The organism is Ruegeria sp. AD11(2025), assembly GCF_056542405.1.
In genome coordinates, this window is sequence record NZ_JBQFZU010000003.1 from 114,968 (window position 1) to 134,810 (window position 19,843).

Genomic DNA, 19,843 nt, shown 5'->3' on the forward strand with positions numbered 1-19,843 from the left:
TCATGCGTCAATAAAAAGCCCAAAAGGGCAACAATCCAATCAACTGGGAGACCATAATGAACGAACAAATCACTCACATGACCAAACAGGTCACAGCTGGCAAGCTCACCCGCCGCGAATTCATGGGGAAAGCAGCGGCTTTGGGTGTTTCTGCAGCCATGGCCAGCACCATATTTGCAGACGCCGCGCGCGCGGCTGGCCCGAAACAGGGCGGCGACGTGAAGATTGGCTCTGTCGGTGGCGAATCGACGAACTCGCTGGACCCCGCAACTTACGCCAGCCAAGTGCCCGCGCTCAACGGTCGCCAATTCGGTGACACGCTGGTGGTTGTAGCGCCGGACGGTTCGATTGAATCACGTCTGGCCGAAAGCGTGGAAGCCAGCGCGGATGCCAAGGTTTGGAACTTCAAAATTCGTCCCGGCGTTGAATTTCACAACGGCAAGACGCTGACTAGCGAAGACGTGCTAAAAACAATGCAACGCCATTCGGACGAGAACTCTAAATCCGGTGCCCTGGGCATCATGAAAGAGATCGAGTCGATGAAGACAGACGGCGACGTGTTCTCAGTCACGTTGAACAGCCCAAATGCTGATTTGCCTTACCTCATGGCAGACTACCACCTGATCATTCAGCCGGACGGTGGCCTCGATAATCCGGGCGCGGGTATCGGCACAGGGCCATACAAGATGGAAGTAAACGAGCCGGGTGTGCGTCACGTTTACACGAAGTTCGACAATTACTGGGCGGATGACGGCCATTTTGACAGTGTCGAAATTATTGCCATCAACGATGCAACCGCACGTACCGCGGCGCTTCAGTCCGGTCAGGTTCACCTGATCAACCGGGTTGAGCCCAAGGTCGCTGGCCTTCTGGGCCGCGCTCCGGGTCTGAGCGTGCAGCCCACGACTGGTCGCGGACATTACGTATTCATCATGCATTCGGATACCGCTCCGTTCGACAATCTCGACCTGCGGCTGGCTCTGAAATATGCGATCAACCGCGAAGAGCTGGTTGAAAAGATCCTGCAGGGTTATGGGTCTGTTGGCAACGACATGCCGATCAATGCGGCTTACCCGCTGTTTGACGATACAATCCCACAGCGCCCGTTCGATCTTGAAAAGGCGGCCGAACATTACAAGAAGTCCGGCCACGACGGATCACCGATCGTTCTGCGCACCTCGGATGTTGCATTCCCGGGTGCAGTTGACGCTGCGGCGCTCTTCCAGCAGACGGCAAATCAGGCCGGTATCCCACTTGTGATCGAACGTGTGCCGGGTGATGGCTACTGGTCCGAGGTCTGGAATGTCCAACCGTTCTGCGCCTCTTACTGGACGGGCCGTCCGGTACAGGATCAGATGTATACCACAGCGTATCTCTCGACCGCCGACTGGAACGACACACGTTGGAAACGGCCCGAGTTCGACGATATGCTGAATCAGGCGAAAGGTGAGCTCGACACCGCCAAGCGGAAAGAGATCTACTCTCAGATGGGTCGACTGCTTAACGAAGAAGGCGGCCTGATTTGTCCGATGTTCAACCAGTTCATTGACGGTGTCAGCGACCAACTGGCTGGTTGGGAGCCGGATCCGTATGATGAACTGATGGGTGGCCAGGCCACACGAAAAATGTGGTTTGCCTAATACAGGCCAAGGACAATGCATCCCATCATCAAACTGGTTTCCCAGCGCCTTGCGCTGGGTCTCCTGCTTCTCTTCGGCGCATCGGCTCTGATTTTCGGCCTCACCGAAGCTCTTCCAGGGGACGCCGCGCAAGCCGTCCTTGGTCAATCCGCAACCCCCGAATCTTTGGCAAACCTGCGCGAAGAGATGGGCCTCAACCGCCCCGCCCTGACCCGTTACTTCGAGTGGCTGGGCGGCATTCTTCAGGGTGATCTGGGTCAGTCCCTGACCAACAAACTCGATATCGCGGAAAGCATTGGAAAACGACTGGGGAACACGCTGTTTCTGGCCTGTGTGGCGGCTGTCGTCTCAGTTCCACTTGCCATCTTTCTGGGCTTGCTGGCCGTCCGGTACCGCGACCGCTGGCCGGACAAATTGATCTCTGCCGTCACGCTTACAACAGTGTCGATCCCAGAATTCCTAATCGGCTACCTGGTGATCTACTTCATCTCGGTGAAACTGGGATGGTTTTCTTCGCTTGCTATGATCAATGATTCAATGTCCTTCGGGGAAAAGCTCTATACCATCGCGTTACCGGCTTTCGTGCTGACTCTGGTGGTTCTGGCGCAGATGATGCGAATGACCCGTGCTGCAATCCTGAACCTGATGCAGTCGGCATATATCGAGACAGCCGAACTGAAGGGCCTGTCGAACTTTCAGGTCATTGCACGTCATGCCTTTCCCAACGCAATCTCCCCGATTGTCAACGTCGTGATGCTGAACCTGGCCTATCTGGTCGTGGGTGTCGTCGTGGTCGAGGTGGTGTTCGTCTACCCCGGCATGGGGCAATACTTGGTGGATTCGGTGACCAAACGTGACGTGCCGGTAGTTCTGGCCTGCGGTGTCGTCTTCGCCGCTGTCTATATCGGGCTGAACATGGTGGCCGATATCGTGTCGATCCTGGCCAACCCAAGACTGAGGCATCCGAAATGATGAAGAATATTCCTATTTCGGCCATGATCGGTCTGTTTTTTACCGGGCTTTACTTCTTCGTGGCATTCACCGCACCGCTGATTGCCCCCTACGGCATGGCCGAAGTGGTCGGCGATGTATGGGAACCCTCAAGCGCCGAGCACCTGCTGGGCACCGACAATATCGGGCGCGATCTATTGACCCGCATGATCTACGGTGGCCGCACGACCATCTTTATCGCCGCAGCAGCCACGATCCTCAGCTTTGTCACCGGCACCTCTCTGGGTCTGCTAGCGGCCGTGCTGGGCGGTTGGGCCGATCAGGTGCTCAGCCGGGCGGTTGATCTGGTCATGTCGATCCCGACGCTGATTCTGGCGCTGGTTATCTTGGCGATTGTTCCGGTGACCGTTCCGATCCTGATCCTTGTAATGGGCCTGCTGGACGCCACGCGTCCCTATCGCCTGTCGCGATCTGTCGCCGTAGACATCAACGTGATGGACTATGTCGAAGCCGCTAAACTGCGCGGTGAAGGTCGCGGCTGGATCATCTTCCGGGAAATCCTGCCCAACGCCCTGTCGCCTCTGGTCGCTGAATTCGGGCTGCGGTTCATCTTCATGGTCCTGTTCATCTCGACCCTGTCGTTTCTGGGCCTAGGCGTTCAGCCACCGCTGGCGGACTGGGGCGGCATCGTAAAGGAAAACAAGGACGGCATCGTCTATGGCATCGGCGCGGCGCTGTACCCCGCTGTGGCCATCGCGACGCTGGCCATCTCGGTCAACCTTGTGGCTGACTGGGTCCTGAACCGTACCACATCGCTGAAAGGAGGCCGGGGATGAGTGATATCCTTCTCAAGGTCCGCGACCTCAAGATCGGCGCGACCGTCTATCCACCGGGCGAAAAGCCCCATGACATCGAGATCGTGCACGGGGTCAGTTTTGACCTCGAACGCGGCAAGGTGCTGGGTCTGATCGGCGAATCCGGTGCCGGAAAATCCACCATCGGTCTGGCCTCGATGGCCTATGGACGGGGTGGTGTGAAAATCACCGGTGGCGAGGTCTGGGTGAACGGGCGCGATATACTCAAAACATCTCATGGGGATATCCGCAAACTGCGCGGGGGTGAGGTCACCTATGTGTCCCAATCCGCCGCCGCGTCGTTCAACCCGGCCAAAAGGATCATGGATCAGGTGGTCGAAGCGGCAGTCGAACAGAAGAAATTCTCCCGCAAAGAGGCCGAAGGCCGCGCGCGTGAGCTGTTCGCCAAGCTGGGTCTGCCTGACCCGGACAATATCGGTGATCGCTACCCGCACCAGGTTTCGGGCGGTCAGTTGCAGCGTTGCATGACGGCGCTTGCACTGTGCCCCGAGCCTGATCTGGTGGTGTTCGACGAACCCACCACAGCCTTGGACGTGACCACTCAGATCGATGTTTTGATGGCTATCAAGGAAGCCATCGCAGCGACCGGCGTTGCCGCGCTTTACATCACCCACGATCTGGCAGTTGTGGCGCAGGTGAGCGACGACATCATGGTGCTGCGGATGGGCAATACGGTCGAATACGGCAACACCGATCAGATCATCAACAACCCGCAGGAAGACTATACCAAGGCGCTGGTCTCGGTGCGGTCGATTGAGCACGAAGAGAAAAAGCCCACACCGGAACCGGTGCTGAGCGTTGATGGTATCACCGCGCGCTACAAGGGTCTGAACTTCGACGTGCTGCACAACGTCAATGTCGAGCTTCATCCGGGGCAGACACTGGCGGTCGTGGGTGAATCCGGCTCGGGCAAGTCCACGCTGGCTCGTGTGATCACCGGCCTGTTGCCCCCGCGCGATGGAGAGATCACCTTTAACGGACGCAAGCTGAGCCGCGATTTGAAAGGGCGTTCCCGCGAAGACGTGCGTGAGCTGCAGATGATCTATCAAATGGCAGACACTGCGATGAACCCGCGTCAGACCGTTGGCACAATCATCGGCCGCCCGTTGGAGTTCTACTTCAACCTGCGCGGGTCCGAAAAGCGCAAGCGGGTTATCGAGTTGCTGGATGAGATCGAACTGGGCGAAAAGTTCATCGATCGCTATCCGGCAGAGCTGTCTGGCGGTCAGAAACAGCGTGTCTGTATCGCGCGGTCGCTGGCGGCCAAGCCCAAGTTGATCATCTGTGACGAGGTCACCTCGGCGTTGGACCCGCTGGTGGCGGACGGCATCCTCAAGCTGTTGCTGGATCTGCAGCAGATCGAGGATGTGGCTTACCTGTTCATCACCCACGATCTGGCGACGGTCCGTGCAATCAGTGACAGCATCGCGGTGATGTATCAGGGCCGCGTGGCGCGGTACGGGTCTAAGAGCGAGGTGCTGAGCCCACCGTTCGACGACTATACCGACCTGCTGCTCAGCTCGGTGCCCGAGATGCATCTGGGCTGGCTGGAAGAGGTGGTCGCCCACCGAAAAATGGAAAGCGCCGGGAACTGATCCCCGTCCCCATAAAAGCTTCGAAATCCCGGCACGTGTCACAAACAGGTGTCGGGATTTTGCAATTCGGGGCGCGAATTGGCAGCCCATACGTTGCGAATCCCCTAGGCTCGCCTGAAGTGTTAAAGAAAAGGGTCAGAATATGGACCGCAAACTCCTCCTCATCATTCTGGACGGCGTCCCGTGGCGCAACTTTCGCCGGTTGTTCGGCAACCTCGAAGGCTGGGTCGACAGTGGCGAGGCGCAGGTCTGGAAACTGCGTTCGGTGCTTCCGTCGACCTCGGCCAGTTGCTATGCCTCGATCCACACCGGCGTTACACCGCAGGAGCATGGCTGTACCGGCAATGGCAATGTCTTCCGCCTCAGCCATAAGGACGTTTTCAGCCAAGTGCGTGAGGCCGGCGGCGTGACCGGCGCGGTCACCCACAGCTATTGGTCGCAATTCTTCAACCGCCACCCGTTCGATTACGTCCGCGATGTCGAATATGACGAGCCCGACAGCAAGACCATCAACCACGGCCGGTTCCACTCCATGACGGGCTACGGCAATGCCAATCAGATGACGCCCTGTGATGTGGACCTGTTCGCGTCTCTGACCAACCTTTGCCTGCGTTTCGGTCTGGATTACGGCATCCTGCACACCTGCACACTGGACAGTATGGGGCACCGATTCCACCACGACTGTCCAGAGATGGACCACGCCTGTTTCGTTGCGGACGAAATGCTGGCCCCCTTCATCCCCCGCTGGCGGCAGTTGGGCTACGAGGTCATCGTCACCGCCGACCACGGCCAGGATGAGCGCGGCCACCACGGCGGACGCAGCCCGTTGCAGCAGGAAACCGCGCTGTATTACTTTGGCGATGCCAAAGGCCCCGAGGTGGACGCTGTGATCGACCAGCTACAGTTGGCCCCCACGATCTTGAACCGCATGGGCGCACCGATTGCCGAAACGATGAAGGCCGTGTCATTCCTGAAATAGGGGATCAGTCGTAGGGCCAAACCTCTTGGCCCAACGCTTCGATAGCGATCGAAATCCGTTCAAAACTGTCTGCGGCGCGCTTCACCGAGGTTCGCGCCCGCAGGTAACCATGCACGAGTCCGGGTTCGTTGATCCATTGTGCTCGCCCTCCAGCTGCTGTGATCTGCTCGCAATAGATCGGCCCGTCATCGCGTAACGGATCACAATCCGCCGTCACGACAATGGTCGGTGGCAAGTTCGAGAAATTCGTATCGCACAAGGGCGCAAAGGTCGGGTCATTGTGCGGAACCGTGCCGCCACAGCGTATCTTCTCGTAGAACTTGATTTCCTCAAGCGTCAATAGCGGGGCGTGCGCGTGTTCGATGTAAGACCCCGCTGAAGTATCTCCGCCCAATCCGGGGTAAATCAGAACCTGGCCCAGCACATGCTCAAGCCGCCCGCGGCCATAATGTGCAACCGCAGCCGCAAGATTGCCCCCCGCGCTGTCTCCAGCCAGAACCAGAGGGTCTTCGAATTCCGCGACCACCCAGTTGACAGCGGTCCAGCTGTCCTCAAACTGCGCTGGATGCACATGCTCGGGGCAAAGGCGGTAGTCGACGGCAACAACCCGATAACCGGTCTGCGTGCAAATCTCGGCGCAGACGTCGTCGTGGCTGTCTAGCCCACCGACAACAAAACCACCGCCATGAAAATAGACGACGGTTCGTGTTGGATCTCCGGCGGTATAAACCCGGACAGGCACGCCATCAGCGGACCCGTCCTGCACATCCAGACCCGGAGGCCGGGGTTGGCGAAATTCCTGACACATTTCGTTATAGACGCGGCGCTGATCTTCGATTTTTAGATCAACCGCGTTGTCAGGATAGCTTTCAGCCGTTCGCCTTATGAACGCCCAGGTTTCTTCATCGATCAGACGTTCATAATCCATTGTCCCTCCGCGGTCAGGTAGCCCATTCCCATGGCCGGGTGAAAGATCCCAGCACTTTCCCGACATCGTCGTCCGATGAACCGTTGGCGTCAAGCTGCGCGACAAGCCCGCGTTTCTTATCGTCGATCACCGAGACAACGCGCGCATCCAACTCGGCTTTTTCAAGCGCGCCGTTATAGATGCGGGTGATTGCCTGTTTGCGAAGCTCAGGCTTGAACACCTTTCCCACGGCGGTTTTCGGCAGCTCGTCCAGAATAGTCATGTGCTTGGGCTGTGCCGCGCGCTCATGGACATGCACGCTGCAATACTCCATCAGCTCCTTCTCGGTCACGCTGGCACCGTCGACCAGTTCGACAAAAGCGCAAGGCACTTCGCCGGAATAGGCGTCGGGCTGGCCGATGGCCCCGGCAAAGGCGACGGCGTCGTGACCCAGCAGGGCCTCTTCGATCTCAGCCGGGTCGATGTTGTGTCCGCCACGGATGATCAGATCCTTGGCACGACCCGTAATCCACAGATACCCATCCTCGTCAAACCGGCCCAGGTCACCGGTGCGCAGGTATTTGTCGAAATGATAGAGGTCCACATTCTTATCGACCTCGGTATAGGTGTTGCCCGCATAGACACCGGGATTCGAAATACAGATCTCACCAATCTCATCTGCATCGCATTCCTTGGGGCCGTCCGGCCCGTTTTGTAGGATTTTGACATCCGTATAGGGGAACGGAATCCCGATCGAGCCGATTTTCTTTTCCCCATCCACCGGGTTGCATGACACCAAACAGGTTGCCTCGGTCAGACCATAGCCTTCGACGATGGTCACGCCCGTGGCTTCTTCAAAGCGGCGGAACAGTTCGACGGGCAGCGGAGCCGAGCCCGAGAACGCTGTTTTCACGGTTGAGATATCCGCGTCCACCGGGCGCTGCATCTTGGCGGCAATAGCTGTGGGCACGGTGATGATGAAGGACACTTTCCAGCGTTCGATCAGCTTCCAGAAATTATCGAACACGCCGTCGCCACGATAGCCGGCAGGGGTCGGGAAGACCACATGCGCGCCCGACGACACCGCCGCCATCACGATCACATGGACGGCAAACACGTGGAACATGGGCAGCGGGCACATGATGACGTCTTCGTCCGAGAACAGCAGTGTATGACCAAGCCAGCCGTTATAGATCAGACCCGAATACTTGTGCTGCGCCACTTTGGGCATACCCGTGGTACCGCCGGTATGGAAGTAACAGGCAACACGGTCTTCCTTGCTGTCTTCGAAGGTCAGCGTCGTGGGTTGCTTGGCCAGCTCCTGATTGAAATTCTTATAATCCGCATGGGCCAGATGTTCCTTGTCACCCATCTTGGGGCGCAGGAAAGGCACGAGCCAGGATTTCGGCGGTGTCAGATACCGGTTGAGGTCAATCTCAAGAATGGTATTGACCTTGGGTGCGTGTCGCACCGCCTCTTCGACCTTTTGCGCCACATCGGTCTTGGGGAAGGATTTCAGCGTCACCACCACCTTGGCGCCGGTCTCGCGCAGGATCGCGGCGATCTGTTCGGGTTCCAGTAGCGGGTTAATCGGGTTGACGATCCCGGCCACCGCGCCGCCCATCATGGTGATCAGCGTCTCGTTACAATTGGGCAGCACGTAGGCGACCACGTCCTTTTCGCCCACACCCAGCGACCGGAACAGATTGGCGGCCTGGTTGACCTTGCCCAGCAGTTCGGACCATGTCAGCGTCTCAGCCTTGTCGGTCGGGCCGGACAAAAGCTGAAAACTGATCGCGTTGCTGTTGGGGAACTTGTCTGCTGTGCGCGACAGCAACTGGTGGAAGGTGACCGGAACATCGCGGTCCTCCCACGACATTTCCTGCTCCATCCTCGCCTTGTCTTCCAAACCCACAAAGGCCATGTGGTTCCTCCCTTATCTCTCCCGTGTCCCGCACGGGTTTCGTATCCACGCCAAGATGGAAGCAAAACCACGCAGGTTCAAGAAAGGCATTAGCTGTGAAGGCAGCAAAGAGGTAGAATGACGCTGCGGACTTAGTCGTTTTGCCCCAGCGTCACTTTATTCGGCAGCCAATCCGTCGGTGAATTGCAGGCGCGCCAGACGGGCATAGAGCCCATCCTGCGCCACAAGATCGTCATGGGTACCTTGTGCCACGATCTGACCTGCCTCCATCACCACGATCCGGTCGGCCTTTTTCACCGTCGCCAACCGGTGTGCCACGATCAGCGTCGTACGGCCCGCGCGCATTTGATCTACGGCCCCCTGAACGGCACGTTCGCTTTCCGCATCCAGCGCCGAGGTTGCCTCATCCAGCAGCAGAACCGGCGCGTCGCGCAGGATCGCGCGGGCGATGGCAATACGCTGTTTCTGCCCACCCGACAGCATCACGCCGCGCTCACCGACGAAACTGTCATAGCCCTCGGGCAGCGCCGAGATAAAATCATGCGCAGCCGCGGCGCGGGCGGCGGCCTCGACCTCGGCATCCGAGGCATCCAGACGGCCAAAGCGGATGTTTTCGCGCGCTGAGGTGGCAAAGATGATCGGGTCCTGCGGCACCAGCGCCATATAGCGGCGGAAGTCGGCCCGGTCGATGTCTCGCAAATCGACGCCATCCAGCCTGACCTGCCCCGAGGCCGGGTCATAGAACCGTTGAATCATCTGGATGACGGTTGTCTTACCCGCCCCGGATGGGCCAACAAACGCTACAGTCTCACCCGGGTTGACCTGAAGCGTGAGATGCTCAAGCGCCACGACATCGGGGCGCGACGGATAGCGGAAAATCACATCGTCAAATCGAATCTCGCCACGAACCGGCGACGGCAGCGCGGTCGGGTTGGCCGGGTCGTTGACCGTGTCCTGCGTGTTCAGCAGCTCGACCAGACGCTCGGTCGCGCCGGCGGCGCGCTGCAACTCGCTCCAGATTTCCGACAGGGCTGCGACGGACCCCGCCATGATGATCGAGTAGATCACGAACTGGATCAGAACACCTTCGGTCATTACGCCGTTGCGAACGTCATTCGCACCCATCCACAGCACGCCGACGATGCCGGTGAACACCAGAAAAATTACGATGACCGTAAGAACCGCGCGGGTCTGAATTCGGCGCAGCGAGACAGTATAAGAGGTCTCGGTCATGTCATCGAACTGCTTGCGGCTGGCTTGCTCGTGGGTGAAGGCCTGCACCGTTTGCACCGCGCTCAGCGCCTCGCCCGCGTTGCCGGACGAGGCCGCGATCCAGTCCTGGTTTTCCCGACTGATCACGCGCAGACGCCGCCCCAGCAGCAGAATCGGCACCACCACAATCGGGATCAGCAACATCACCATGCCGGTCAGCTTGGCCGAAGTCAGCAACATCAGCACCAGACCGCCCAGGAACAACAGCACGTTCCGCAACGCGATAGAGACGGACGAGCCCAAAACCGACTGAATCAGGGTCGTGTCGGTGGTGATCCGGCTCAGAACCTCTCCTGTCATGATGCGTTCATAAAACTCGGGGCTCATGCCGATAACGCGATCGAACACCGCCTTGCGGATATCGGCCACCACGCGTTCCCCCAAACGGGTCACCAGCGCATAGCGCAAGCCTGTGCCTACGGCCAATACGGCGGCAATGCCTAGCGCCGCCAGAAAGTACCAATCCAGCAGTTCTCCATCTTCGATACGGAAATTATCGACCACGCGGCGCACGGCCAGCGGCAGCGTCAGCGTCATGCTGGCGGTCAACACCAGCGCCAGCGTCGCACCGATCATCAACAACCGGTATGGCCGCATGAACGGCCAGAGTGAAGCCAGAACGCCAATTTTCTTGGAGCCCGCGCGCTCTTCGCTGGCGCCCGGTGCGGATTGTTGTGCTGGACTGGCTGAGGCTCTTCTTGCCATGCTTGGCCCTTAACTCATGTTCGCGTTCGTTTGCCCGCTTCTTGGCGGCAGCGCACCGCCGGGTCAAGCTGCGCATCGCAAATTGATCCCTTCTCAGGGCCATTTGACGCAGAATTTCAGGGCTGACTTGGAGCGGGCGGCGGGAATCGAACCCGCTTCATCAGCTTGGAAGGCTGAGGTAATAGCCAGTATACGACGCCCGCTCAGCGCAGGTCGGTTTAAGCGATGCGCCTGACGCCGTCAAGCGCCGTTCGACGGTGGATTCCAATTTCTGTGCACAGCCTTGGCGAACCGTGAATAGTGGCCGTGCTACGCCTGCGCCGGAAGCCAGTCACATGTGTCGAGATCAGACGAAATCCGGATCATCGACTCATATTGCAGCGGCTGCGCAGCCGTTTGGCCGATCAGTGACGCCGGATAGGTCGTTGCAGCGACCAGCGCCTCCTGCAGTGGCACCCCCACCTGAGTAACAAGATTGCGGATGGCCGTAGTCAGGTCCAGATCGGCCCCGGCCAGTGTTCCGTCCTCAAGCGTCAACCGCCCATCTGTCCGCGCAATTCGGCGGCCTTCCAGTTCGAACGCGTTCTGATCCGTGCCCGCAACGGCCATCGCGTCGCTGACCAAAAAAATTTGACCTGGCGCGGTTTTAGCGGCCCACGCAGCGCGCATCACCTCGGGGTGAACATGGATACCGTCGGCGATCAGCCCCGCTGACAAGCCGCCATTGGCCAGTGCCGCACCGACCAGACCCGGTTCGCGGCTGCCCAGTTGGCTCATGGCATTGAACAGATGCGTCACACAGCGCGCACCTGCCATGGCATAACGCTGGCACGTCGCGAAATCTGCGTTGGTATGGCCCAACGACACCAGAACACCCGCATCGAATAAAACCTTTACCTGTTGCTCGGACACGGATTCGGGCGCGACGGTCACCATGAGGCACGGCAGTTCCCCCGCCGCCGCGATCAGGGCCGCCACGACTGCATCCTCCATCGGGCGGATCAGCGCCCCGTCATGTGCTCCCTTACGCGCAGCGGACAGGTGCGGCCCCTCCAGGTGCAGCCCGGCCACGCCCGGAACATCCGAATGCACCGCCTCTATCGCGGCCTGGATGGCGGCCCTTGTCTTCTCGGGCGTGTCTGTAATCAGGGTAGGCAGCAAGGACGCCACACCCAACCGGCGATGCGCCTCGGCAATTCGTCGGATCGTGCCGACCGAGGGGTCGTCGTTGAACATCACCCCATCGCCGCCATTGACCTGCAGATCGACATACCCGGGGCATAGGATATCCCCGTTCAGATCAATAACCTGCCCTTCGGATGTTGCCTGCTCCTCAGGCACTAGCGCGGCCAGCGCACCGTCGCGAAAAACAATCGCCTGGCCGAAATGCAGGCGCCCGCCATCAAACAGGGCCCCATTGCGAAATGTCACTGAACCTGAGGTCATACTTTCTCTGTCACCTTTCTCAGATGGCGCGGCGCGTCAGGGTCGGTTCCACCGGCGCGGGCCACGGCCTCGACCATACCGTAAAAAGAGGTGATGGTGGCAATGGGATCCGTCAGCCAATGATCGGTTCGTGTGACCGGCAGGCTCTGAGCGCGTTTCGCCTTGTCGGTTGACGCAAAAACCGCAGCCCCTTTGACCACGAGAGTATCTGCAGCATCGGCTGTAATCTGTTCTGCCGCATCTCATGCAGTGGAGACAATAGTGGGGAGCCCCTTTTCCGCGATCGAACCCGGCCCATGCAAGGCTTCGGCGACCGAATAACTTCCGGCTTGAATCTGGAAGGTTTTCTTGATTTTCAGCGCGGCCTAGTTGGACATCGCAAAGGACGGACCGCAGCCCAGCGTAAACAGCGACACACCCGTTATCGCCTCGGCCACCTCCGTCCAGTCACATGGCGCGGCCCGCGCCAAATGCCCCGGTATGGACTGGATCGCGCCGGACAATTCACTGTCGCCCCTGATCTCTGCCTGCAACCAAAGCCCAACCACCAAAGAGGTGACAATAGTCTTGGTCGCGGCCACGCTCAGTTCCGGCCCCTCGTGCACAGGCAGCACCGCGTCGGTCATCCCGGCCAGTCGCGAGCTTTCGTCATTGGTGATGGCGACGATTACCCGCCCCCGGATTTCAAGAACCGTGTCATGCCTAAAAAACCCTTGCTTTGTCCCAACCGGGCACCGACAGGCACAACGCCCCTTGACCCGCAGACCCACACCCTAGATCGAGCTGACCGACGGCCCGACCGGGGCAGCGAGCAGGTTCAGCAGCAACTCAGCCTCACGCAGGCGATGGATGTGGAAAATCTGTTCACCGTCTTTCAGGCTCAACGCCTCAACTTCTGCGGGGGGGGCGTAAAGACACCGCGCTCCTGCCATTACGAGGATGTAGCGCACCTCGAATCGACATGCCCTCGGAAAAAGATGTCAGATGCGTCAGCGATTGCTCCACCCGCAGCGCGCGCTCACAAAAGAACGAGCCCGAGCCCTGCCGCTGCTCAGTCACGCCCTTCTGAACCAGGTCCTTTATCGCTTTGCGCACGGTAACCCGTGACAGATCGGTGATCTTGACCAGTTCCCGTTCCGAGGGCAGCACGGCGTTCAGAGCCAGCACTCTGGTATCGAGCCCCTCTTGCAGCCGGAGACACAACTGGACATAAAGCGGGCTTTTTCCGGGATTTCGCCACCGGCCGGGCAGATCGCCTCACCCGATTGCCAGCCCTGCCATTTCGCGGTTTCGGCGATGCAATCGGCCATGGCTTGCAAAACCTCTACGGCAACAGAGTTACCAGCCTGTGCGGAAGCTGAGATTGCGGTAGCAACCCCACCGATCTGCGCAGGCCTCGCAAACCCGGCGAAAGACGAGAGGCCCGCCGCACCACGCAGATCGGCCAACAGTTTCCGCGGCGGGGCAGTCATTTTCGACCCGCGCGCAGGTCAGGCCCTGCGTATCGCCTAAACGCCAGGCTAGGGCGGCACCGGCAACACCCGCAAGACCAGCAATGCGGGCCAGACGTACTGGTCGTCGATGTCAGCCCCAATCTGCCGGGACAAGGCATCAAGCCCGCCCCGAATATGCACGAGCATCCTGTCAAAACTGGGTGAGACATTGGCGGCCCCGGCTTCAACACAACGATTCATGTCATTGGCCTCACAAGCCACCCGGCAGCGCCTTCCGCCGCCATCAACCGCTAATTCCGCCCTATCTCAAGACTCGGCCAGAACAATACCATTACAACACCTTTTAAGACTAAGAATGCTCACACGCCCCGAAAGCCACAGTTATTTTTCCCGAAAATTGGCAAAAATAGTTCCAAAATTTCAAGGAGAAAGAAGAACCAGGACAGGTGGTCTCACATAGATATCTTATGGCGAACAAACGGGGGCACTTGATGCCCCCGCAAATTGGACACCTGCACCTTGACGAAAAATAGCTGACCTCATGCAATCTGGTCAGCGCATGGCGCGCGTTGACCGAGTCGCAGATCGCTGAGGCCACCACGTCCGTGACGCGTAGGGCTTGTCGCCCACGGATGCCTGTATGCGATTGCAAGTACCCGACGGGCTTGTGTCCGCCGTACTGGCGCAAAACTGAAAACGACAAGCAAATCCAAAGGACAATGACACACTGAAGCCTTATGCTGGCCTCGCTGGACACAACCCAGATGGCCACAAGCGCATTTGCCAAGGACTTGACGTTGACCAACGGAAGCTGGCGCAACGATGACCTGACCCCGCGGCAGGACCAGATACTCCCCGCATTCGAAGCCAAACACCCCGGCATCTAGGATCAGTTCATCCCCTCGGCCCCGGCAGAATACAACGCCGTTCTGAACTCGAAACGCGACGCGGATTCGGTCGGCGACCTGATCACCTGCCGCCCGTTCTAAATCTTTCTGGCACTGTCTGGGGCGGCCACCTGATCGATCTGTCCGAGGTCGAGGCGATGAGCAATCTCTCGGACGTGGCGAAACTGGCGTGACAGACAGATGATGCGCAGTAAGTTTCTGCGTTCCGATGGCCTCGGCGATCCACGGTTTCATCTACCGGAATGCCCTCGCCGAAATCCACAGTGAAGTTCCCAGCACCACTGAGGATGAGTTCTTTGCCGCACTTGACAAGATCACTGAGAACGGAACCCATCTCCACCGCCATCGGCCCGAACGAATGGAAGGGCGAGGCAAGCCGTCAGGTGCTGTTCACCGCTTAGCAAAATAATGACCGATAAGGACCGGGCTGCAATCTTTCCCGCCGGGTCGTGGCAAATCTTGGGCTTCAATACGAAGGCCGATTTCAGTATGGCGCATTCAAGCCGTTGATCCGCGATGCGGGTGTCACCTGTTGTTTCTCGGACAACACCGAAATCTGTATCGGCATGAACGAAGACACCAAGAAATTCAAAGCCGCTGAGATTTTTCCGACATGGCGTGCACGGCGCATGGTCGAAACATCCATTTGGCTGAACCGCAAGCCGGTCGCAGGGTATATCCTGCGCCACCATCCCTCGTGGATGCGCCTGATCGCCAAGGCATGCGATCTATGCAGACCCTGATATTCCGCCTGTACCGGAATCAACAATCCTCGAGTCCGGAGCGGGAATTGCGAAACGCGTTGATGCAAACCGCCTCGCCTGCCGCGGCATGTAAAGTGCATTACGTGGACACGATGAACCAGATCACCGACGCGCGGCCCGTTCCAGATGGCCTTCGATAAAAGCTCGGTCGGTCGGTACGAGGCCAGAAGGTCCCTGGTGATGTCAGAGGCCGCATTTCTCGTGACAGGTATTGCCTGGACCAACGGTTCCGTTTCAATCACCGTCAGCAATAAGGGCGCATCGACCGATATCAACAGCCATACCAAGGTCGGCAGATTGCTGATCCACAAAACCGACAGAGACCGTACCATCGAAATACCCGATGAACCCGACCATCAGAAACTGAGTGACGCCGAGCAGGCCTGTTTTCTGCGCACCAATTCTGTAACCAACGACTTGACGCGCCATGGGAATGACACCGTCCAATCCCTCTCCATTTGTCTGGGCGGCGATGAAGGTACCCGCGCCGGTCAACCCGTTTCTCTACAAGTGTACAAATCATGCCCACTCTGGCCTGGACAAACGTGAAAAAAGCTTCGGCAATGTGCATGTCCTGAAGGACATATTCCTGACGGTCGAGGACGGAAAACTTGTGGTCTTTGTCGGGCTGCGGCAAATCCAGCTTTTGTGTGTGAACGCGGATCGAATTTGCGAACCAGTACTGAGCATTGGATATCCCCATGATTTGTGTCACCCATGACCGAACCAAGTTAATGACGCTGGTCGTACTACAAGACGGGCGGGTGGCACAGGTCGGCACCTGACGGAGCTGTACAACAACCTCTCCAACCAGTTTGTTGCCGGTTTTCCGAGGTCTCTGTCGAGGAACTTCCTGCCCAAATGGCTGCTGAAAGGCTGAACACCATCGGCAGCCAACCCGAAGACTTGTTCCTGTTCGATGAAGGTCCGTTGGCTGTTTGCGTAAACCACGCCGAAAAACTGAGAAGATACACAAACGTCATCACAAGGTTGCGGGACCATACAGCAACGGCACAACGGTTCGGTCAACTCGCAATCGTAGAAAGTCAGGAACTGAGATTCGGCATTTCGGCCTACAAGGCCTATCGAATCGCCCCGGCAGACCAACAACTGCGCCGAGGAGCGGCTACGCGTAAAGGCGATCTTTGTCCGATGCCCTCATCCACCATGCAGCGGGTGGGTTTTGGCTTGTTTTATAAACCTGAAAGAACCCCTTTCCCGATGACCCAAGCAGCGTCCTAACTAGTGCTGTCAACAACTTGTCACAAAGACGCACTACATCCGATTCAACACTTTTCATATGACCGCCAGGAGCCATCCATGAACAACGTTGACCCCACCACTTTGTCTGCCGACGACTGGGACGAGCTGCACTTTCCCCGCCCAGAGGATAACGACTTTGACCACGTTGTTGAAAGCGCCATATCGCGGCGTGGTTTTCTGGGCGGCGTGTTGGCCTTTGGCTCGGGTGCAGCGGCCATGGGTGCGGGCCTGATGGGGTCCACCTCGGCGCAGGCGCAAACCGCCTCGCGCTTTGCGTTCACTCCGATTGCAGCGCAAACCGACGGCACCGTGCACGTCCCGGAAGGGTACGAATGGAAAATGCTGATGCGTTGGGGCGACCCGTTGTTTTCCGACGCCGATGGTTATGACCTGACCGACGGTGGTGCGATCGAGAAATCAGACCGCGTGTTTGGTGAAAACACCGACGGAATGGAGACGTTCTCGTTCCAGGGTCACGAACTGATCGCGATCAACCACGAATACCCGAACCGCAAGATCAACCTGCCCGCCGCGAATGAAGGCGTGCCAGCCAATGCCGATGACGTTCTGAAGCTGCAAAACATCCAGGGCGTCACCGTCATGGAAATCACCGAAGGCCCCGATGGTTGGTCAGTTGTCAAGGACAGCCCCTTCAATCGTCGCATCCACCATAACACGCCCATGAAGATCGTTGGCCCGGCGGCTGGTCACGATCTGCTGAAGACCGAGGCCGACCCGACCGGGACCACATCGCTGGGGACAATGAATAACTGTGGTGCGGGCAAGACACCTTGGGGCACTTACCTGACTTGCGAAGAGAACTTTAATGGCTATTTCGGCTCGTCTGACGGGAATGCCAGCTATGATCAGAAGGTCGCGGATGGCATGGCACGGTACGGTATCAAGGCCGAAAGCTGGAACGGCTACGAGTTCTTTGATCCGCGTTTCGACACCTCGAAAAACCCGAATGAGCCGCACCGCGCCGGCTGGATCGTTGAAATTGACCCGACCAAGCCGGACAAAACACCGGTCAAGCACACCGGTCTGGGCCGCTTCAAGCACGAAAATGCCGAGGTGACACTTGCTGCCGATGGCCGCGTGGTTGTCTATATGGGCGACGATGAGCGCGGTGAATACCTGTACAAGTTTGTCTCGAACGGCACCTACCGGCCGGGTGGCGAGACCGAGAGTCTGCTGAACGATGGCACGCTTTACGTCGCCAAGTTCAATGATGACGCGACCGGTGCGTGGTTGCCCCTGACACCGGAAACAACCGGCATGGAAGACGCAGAGATCGCGATCTTTACCCGAATGGCCGCATCCAAGGCCGGCGGCACCACCATGGATCGTCCGGAATGGGTCGCCTCCAGCCCGGTCGTGGTCGAGGCATACTGCTGCCTGACCAACAACAAGAACCGGGGCGTCAAGCCGAATGCCGGGGGTGACGATACCTCGGTCAACGGACCTAACCCGCGCGAGGCCAACAAATACGGTCAGATCGTGAGATGGCGCCCTGCGAATAACGACCACGCCGCTGAAACTTTTGACTGGGACCTGTATGTCATGGCCGGAAACCCGACCGTGCATTCCGACGATCGCGCCGGTTCGCAGAACGTGAACGAGGGCAACCTGTTCAATTCGCCCGACGGCATGGCCATCGACTCGACCGGCCTGGTCTGGATCCAGACCGACGGCAATGACGAAAACGAGGATGATTTTGCAGGTCACGGCAACAACCAGATGCTGGTTGGTGATCCGGTCACCGGTGAGATCGCGCGCTTCATGACCGGCCCGAATGGCTGCGAAGTCACCGGTCTGGCATGGTCCAGTGACCTGCGCACCATGTTTGTCGGTATCCAGCACCCGGGCAGCAACTGGCCCGATGGCGGCACACCTCGCTCCTCAGTGATCACGATCAAACGCGCCGATAGCGGTCTGGTTGGGTAAGCCATACGAAAACGCCTCCGACCTAGCGGTTCGGGGCGTTTTTCCTCAGATATCCTGACCGGGCGGCTCCAGTGGACCGCCCGGCCCCAAAAGATGGCGTTCCGACAGCCACGGGTTCAGTTGCAGCGCATAATTCAAAGTCTCTCGCGCCTCATCCAACCTTTCTAGTCCCAACAAGGTCAACGCACGCCCGCTGATCGCGGCCACATGGTTCGGCGATAGTTCGATAGCCCTGTCCAGATCGGGCAGGGCGGCGGCGAAATCCTGCCCGAGGTAATACGCAAAGGCGCGCTGGTTATACCCTTCGGCATAGGTTGGGCAGTAGGCGATCAGCTTGTCGAAATCCTCGATCGCACCCAGCAAGTCCGACGCCCTGAGACGCGCCATTCCCCGGTCCAGCAACCGTTGTGAACTTGCATCAGGCGCGTCCGCCCAGAACTCCCACAACTGGCTCGATAGGGTTCGGGCGGCCTGCTCGGTCTCGGCCTTCTGGATTTGCGCGATAACTCCGCTGACACCCGCGCTGTGATCTGGTGCAGCCGGGCATTCCCCGGCTTGCGCGGGTGTAGAAACGGTCAACAGGATGCAGGTGAAAGCGATCTGTTTCATGATCCAATGGTGGCGCCACCGAACGTTTCGTCAACCCATCCCTTCGAGGGCCCCTGATACACCGGTTTCTTTAACGGCCTCCATGGCCACGAAAGTAGAAGTATTGGCCACATGCGGCAGGGAGGAGATTTTCTCGGCCAGAACGGCGCGATATTCCGACATCGAACCGGTGCGGATTTTCAGCAGATAATCGAAATTCGACGCGATCATATGGGCTTGCTCGATCTCGGCGACCTTGCGTACCGCCGAGTTGAACTCGGCCAATGCCTTTTCGCGCGTGTCGGTCAGGCGCACCTCGACAAAGGCGACATGGTCCAGCCCAAGACGGATCGGATCCAGCAGAGCCCGATATCCGGTGATGATCCCTTCGGCCTCAAGCCTTTTTACGCGGGCTTGAGTCGGGGATTTCGACAACCCGATGCGTCGCGCCAGATCTGCGACCGAGATACGCCCGTCCTCGGCCAGAATCGTCAGGATCGCCCGGTCAAACCGGTCCAGATCGGGGCGGTTCATTTGCATCGAAACCTCACAAAATTTGAGTCCATTCGCCTCTCTAAACTCAAAATTAGGGCAATCATCCCGCAAAATCGATCCTATATTTAAC

21 protein-coding genes and 1 tRNA gene are annotated in these 19,843 nt (G+C 58.5%); 10 read left to right on the forward strand and 12 right to left on the reverse strand.

Translation table 11 applies throughout. The annotated features are described in order from the left end of the window. Nucleotides 1–56: 56 nt before the first annotated feature. The 5 genes from ACR1XY_RS04005 (at nucleotide 57) to ACR1XY_RS04025 (ending at nucleotide 6,040) form a co-directional block, all read left to right on the forward strand. On the forward strand, nucleotides 57–1,640 hold the full coding sequence (locus ACR1XY_RS04005; protein WP_480590107.1) for an ABC transporter substrate-binding protein: 1,584 nt from the start codon (nucleotides 57–59) through the stop codon (nucleotides 1,638–1,640). A 15-nt stretch (nucleotides 1,641–1,655) separates the two neighbouring features. Further along, the gene (locus ACR1XY_RS04010) at nucleotides 1,656–2,612 is read left to right on the forward strand and encodes an ABC transporter permease (RefSeq protein WP_480590109.1); all 957 of its coding nucleotides are present in this window, start codon (nucleotides 1,656–1,658) and stop codon (nucleotides 2,610–2,612) included. Then, complete coding sequence (locus tag ACR1XY_RS04015) at nucleotides 2,612–3,427, forward strand: ABC transporter permease (protein ID WP_170400626.1); 816 nt, start codon at nucleotides 2,612–2,614, stop codon at nucleotides 3,425–3,427. Before ACR1XY_RS04010 ends, ACR1XY_RS04015 begins: the two co-directional genes overlap by 1 nt. Beyond that, nucleotides 3,424–5,061: an ABC transporter ATP-binding protein gene (locus tag ACR1XY_RS04020; RefSeq protein ID WP_480590111.1), complete on the forward strand. Its 1,638-nt coding sequence runs from the start codon at nucleotides 3,424–3,426 to the stop codon at nucleotides 5,059–5,061. The genes ACR1XY_RS04015 and ACR1XY_RS04020 overlap by 4 nt, the downstream gene beginning before the upstream one ends. 142 nt (nucleotides 5,062–5,203) lie before the next feature. Next, the gene (locus tag ACR1XY_RS04025) at nucleotides 5,204–6,040 is read left to right on the forward strand and encodes an alkaline phosphatase family protein (RefSeq protein ID WP_480590113.1); all 837 of its coding nucleotides are present in this window, start codon (nucleotides 5,204–5,206) and stop codon (nucleotides 6,038–6,040) included. A gap of 4 nt (nucleotides 6,041–6,044) precedes the next feature. On the opposite strand, the gene ACR1XY_RS04030 is transcribed toward ACR1XY_RS04025, so the two are convergent. The 10 genes from ACR1XY_RS04030 to ACR1XY_RS04075 all read right to left on the reverse strand — a co-directional run bounded on the left by ACR1XY_RS04030 (nucleotide 6,045) and on the right by ACR1XY_RS04075 (nucleotide 13,988). After that, a complete protein-coding gene (locus tag ACR1XY_RS04030; protein ID WP_480590115.1) occupies nucleotides 6,045–6,968 on the reverse strand; it encodes an alpha/beta hydrolase in 924 nt (307 codons plus the stop codon). A gap of 13 nt (nucleotides 6,969–6,981) precedes the next feature. Then, nucleotides 6,982–8,871 (reverse strand): acyl-CoA synthetase, encoded by a 1,890-nt coding sequence (locus ACR1XY_RS04035; protein ID WP_480590117.1) that lies wholly within the window; start codon nucleotides 8,869–8,871, stop codon nucleotides 6,982–6,984. Nucleotides 8,872–9,027: 156 nt separating this feature from the next. Beyond that, nucleotides 9,028–10,848, reverse strand: coding sequence for an ABC transporter transmembrane domain-containing protein (locus tag ACR1XY_RS04040; protein ID WP_480590119.1), 1,821 nt, complete (start codon nucleotides 10,846–10,848; stop codon nucleotides 9,028–9,030). Between the two features lie 128 nt (nucleotides 10,849–10,976). Further along, nucleotides 10,977–11,051, reverse strand: a tRNA-Gly gene (locus ACR1XY_RS04045). Nucleotides 11,052–11,157: 106 nt separating this feature from the next. Beyond that, complete coding sequence (nagA, locus tag ACR1XY_RS04050; RefSeq protein WP_480590120.1) at nucleotides 11,158–12,294, reverse strand: N-acetylglucosamine-6-phosphate deacetylase; 1,137 nt, start codon at nucleotides 12,292–12,294, stop codon at nucleotides 11,158–11,160. Next, a complete protein-coding gene (locus tag ACR1XY_RS04055) occupies nucleotides 12,291–12,494 on the reverse strand; it encodes a hypothetical protein (protein ID WP_480590122.1) in 204 nt (67 codons plus the stop codon). The genes nagA and ACR1XY_RS04055 overlap by 4 nt, the downstream gene beginning before the upstream one ends. 165 nt (nucleotides 12,495–12,659) lie before the next feature. Beyond that, nucleotides 12,660–13,064 carry an SIS domain-containing protein gene (locus ACR1XY_RS04060; protein ID WP_480590124.1) on the reverse strand — a complete coding sequence of 135 codons (405 nt, stop codon included), beginning with the start codon at nucleotides 13,062–13,064 and terminating at the stop codon, nucleotides 12,660–12,662. 118 nt (nucleotides 13,065–13,182) lie between these two features. After that, nucleotides 13,183–13,461, reverse strand: coding sequence for a GntR family transcriptional regulator (locus tag ACR1XY_RS04065; protein ID WP_480590126.1), 279 nt, complete (start codon nucleotides 13,459–13,461; stop codon nucleotides 13,183–13,185). Then, nucleotides 13,449–13,766 carry a hypothetical protein gene (locus ACR1XY_RS04070; protein ID WP_480590128.1) on the reverse strand — a complete coding sequence of 106 codons (318 nt, stop codon included), beginning with the start codon at nucleotides 13,764–13,766 and terminating at the stop codon, nucleotides 13,449–13,451. The genes ACR1XY_RS04065 and ACR1XY_RS04070 overlap by 13 nt, the downstream gene beginning before the upstream one ends. 48 nt (nucleotides 13,767–13,814) lie before the next feature. Further along, nucleotides 13,815–13,988, reverse strand: coding sequence for a hypothetical protein (locus tag ACR1XY_RS04075; RefSeq protein ID WP_480590129.1), 174 nt, complete (start codon nucleotides 13,986–13,988; stop codon nucleotides 13,815–13,817). 524 nt (nucleotides 13,989–14,512) lie between these two features. Between ACR1XY_RS04075 and ACR1XY_RS04080 the strand changes: the two genes are divergently transcribed. The 5 genes from ACR1XY_RS04080 (at nucleotide 14,513) to ACR1XY_RS04100 (ending at nucleotide 18,630) form a co-directional block, all read left to right on the forward strand. After that, the gene (locus ACR1XY_RS04080; protein ID WP_480590131.1) at nucleotides 14,513–14,635 is read left to right on the forward strand and encodes a hypothetical protein; all 123 of its coding nucleotides are present in this window, start codon (nucleotides 14,513–14,515) and stop codon (nucleotides 14,633–14,635) included. Nucleotides 14,636–15,105: 470 nt separating this feature from the next. Next, nucleotides 15,106–15,399 (forward strand): hypothetical protein, encoded by a 294-nt coding sequence (locus ACR1XY_RS04085; RefSeq protein WP_480590133.1) that lies wholly within the window; start codon nucleotides 15,106–15,108, stop codon nucleotides 15,397–15,399. 147 nt (nucleotides 15,400–15,546) lie between these two features. After that, nucleotides 15,547–15,969, forward strand: a complete 423-nt coding sequence (locus tag ACR1XY_RS04090) for a hypothetical protein (RefSeq protein ID WP_480590135.1) — start codon at nucleotides 15,547–15,549, stop codon at nucleotides 15,967–15,969. A gap of 312 nt (nucleotides 15,970–16,281) precedes the next feature. After that, the gene (locus tag ACR1XY_RS04095) at nucleotides 16,282–16,662 is read left to right on the forward strand and encodes a hypothetical protein (RefSeq protein ID WP_480590137.1); all 381 of its coding nucleotides are present in this window, start codon (nucleotides 16,282–16,284) and stop codon (nucleotides 16,660–16,662) included. A 78-nt stretch (nucleotides 16,663–16,740) separates the two neighbouring features. Next, nucleotides 16,741–18,630, forward strand: a complete 1,890-nt coding sequence (locus tag ACR1XY_RS04100) for a PhoX family protein (protein ID WP_480590138.1) — start codon at nucleotides 16,741–16,743, stop codon at nucleotides 18,628–18,630. Between the two features lie 45 nt (nucleotides 18,631–18,675). Here ACR1XY_RS04100 and ACR1XY_RS04105 read toward each other — a convergent pair whose 3' ends face one another. Together ACR1XY_RS04105 and ACR1XY_RS04110 are read right to left on the reverse strand one after the other, a co-directional pair. Continuing rightward, complete coding sequence (locus ACR1XY_RS04105) at nucleotides 18,676–19,239, reverse strand: tetratricopeptide repeat protein (protein WP_480590140.1); 564 nt, start codon at nucleotides 19,237–19,239, stop codon at nucleotides 18,676–18,678. A gap of 30 nt (nucleotides 19,240–19,269) precedes the next feature. Further along, entirely contained in the window at nucleotides 19,270–19,758 is a 489-nt protein-coding gene (locus ACR1XY_RS04110; RefSeq protein ID WP_480590142.1) for an Lrp/AsnC family transcriptional regulator, read from the reverse strand. Nucleotides 19,759–19,843: the final 85 nt, after the last annotated feature.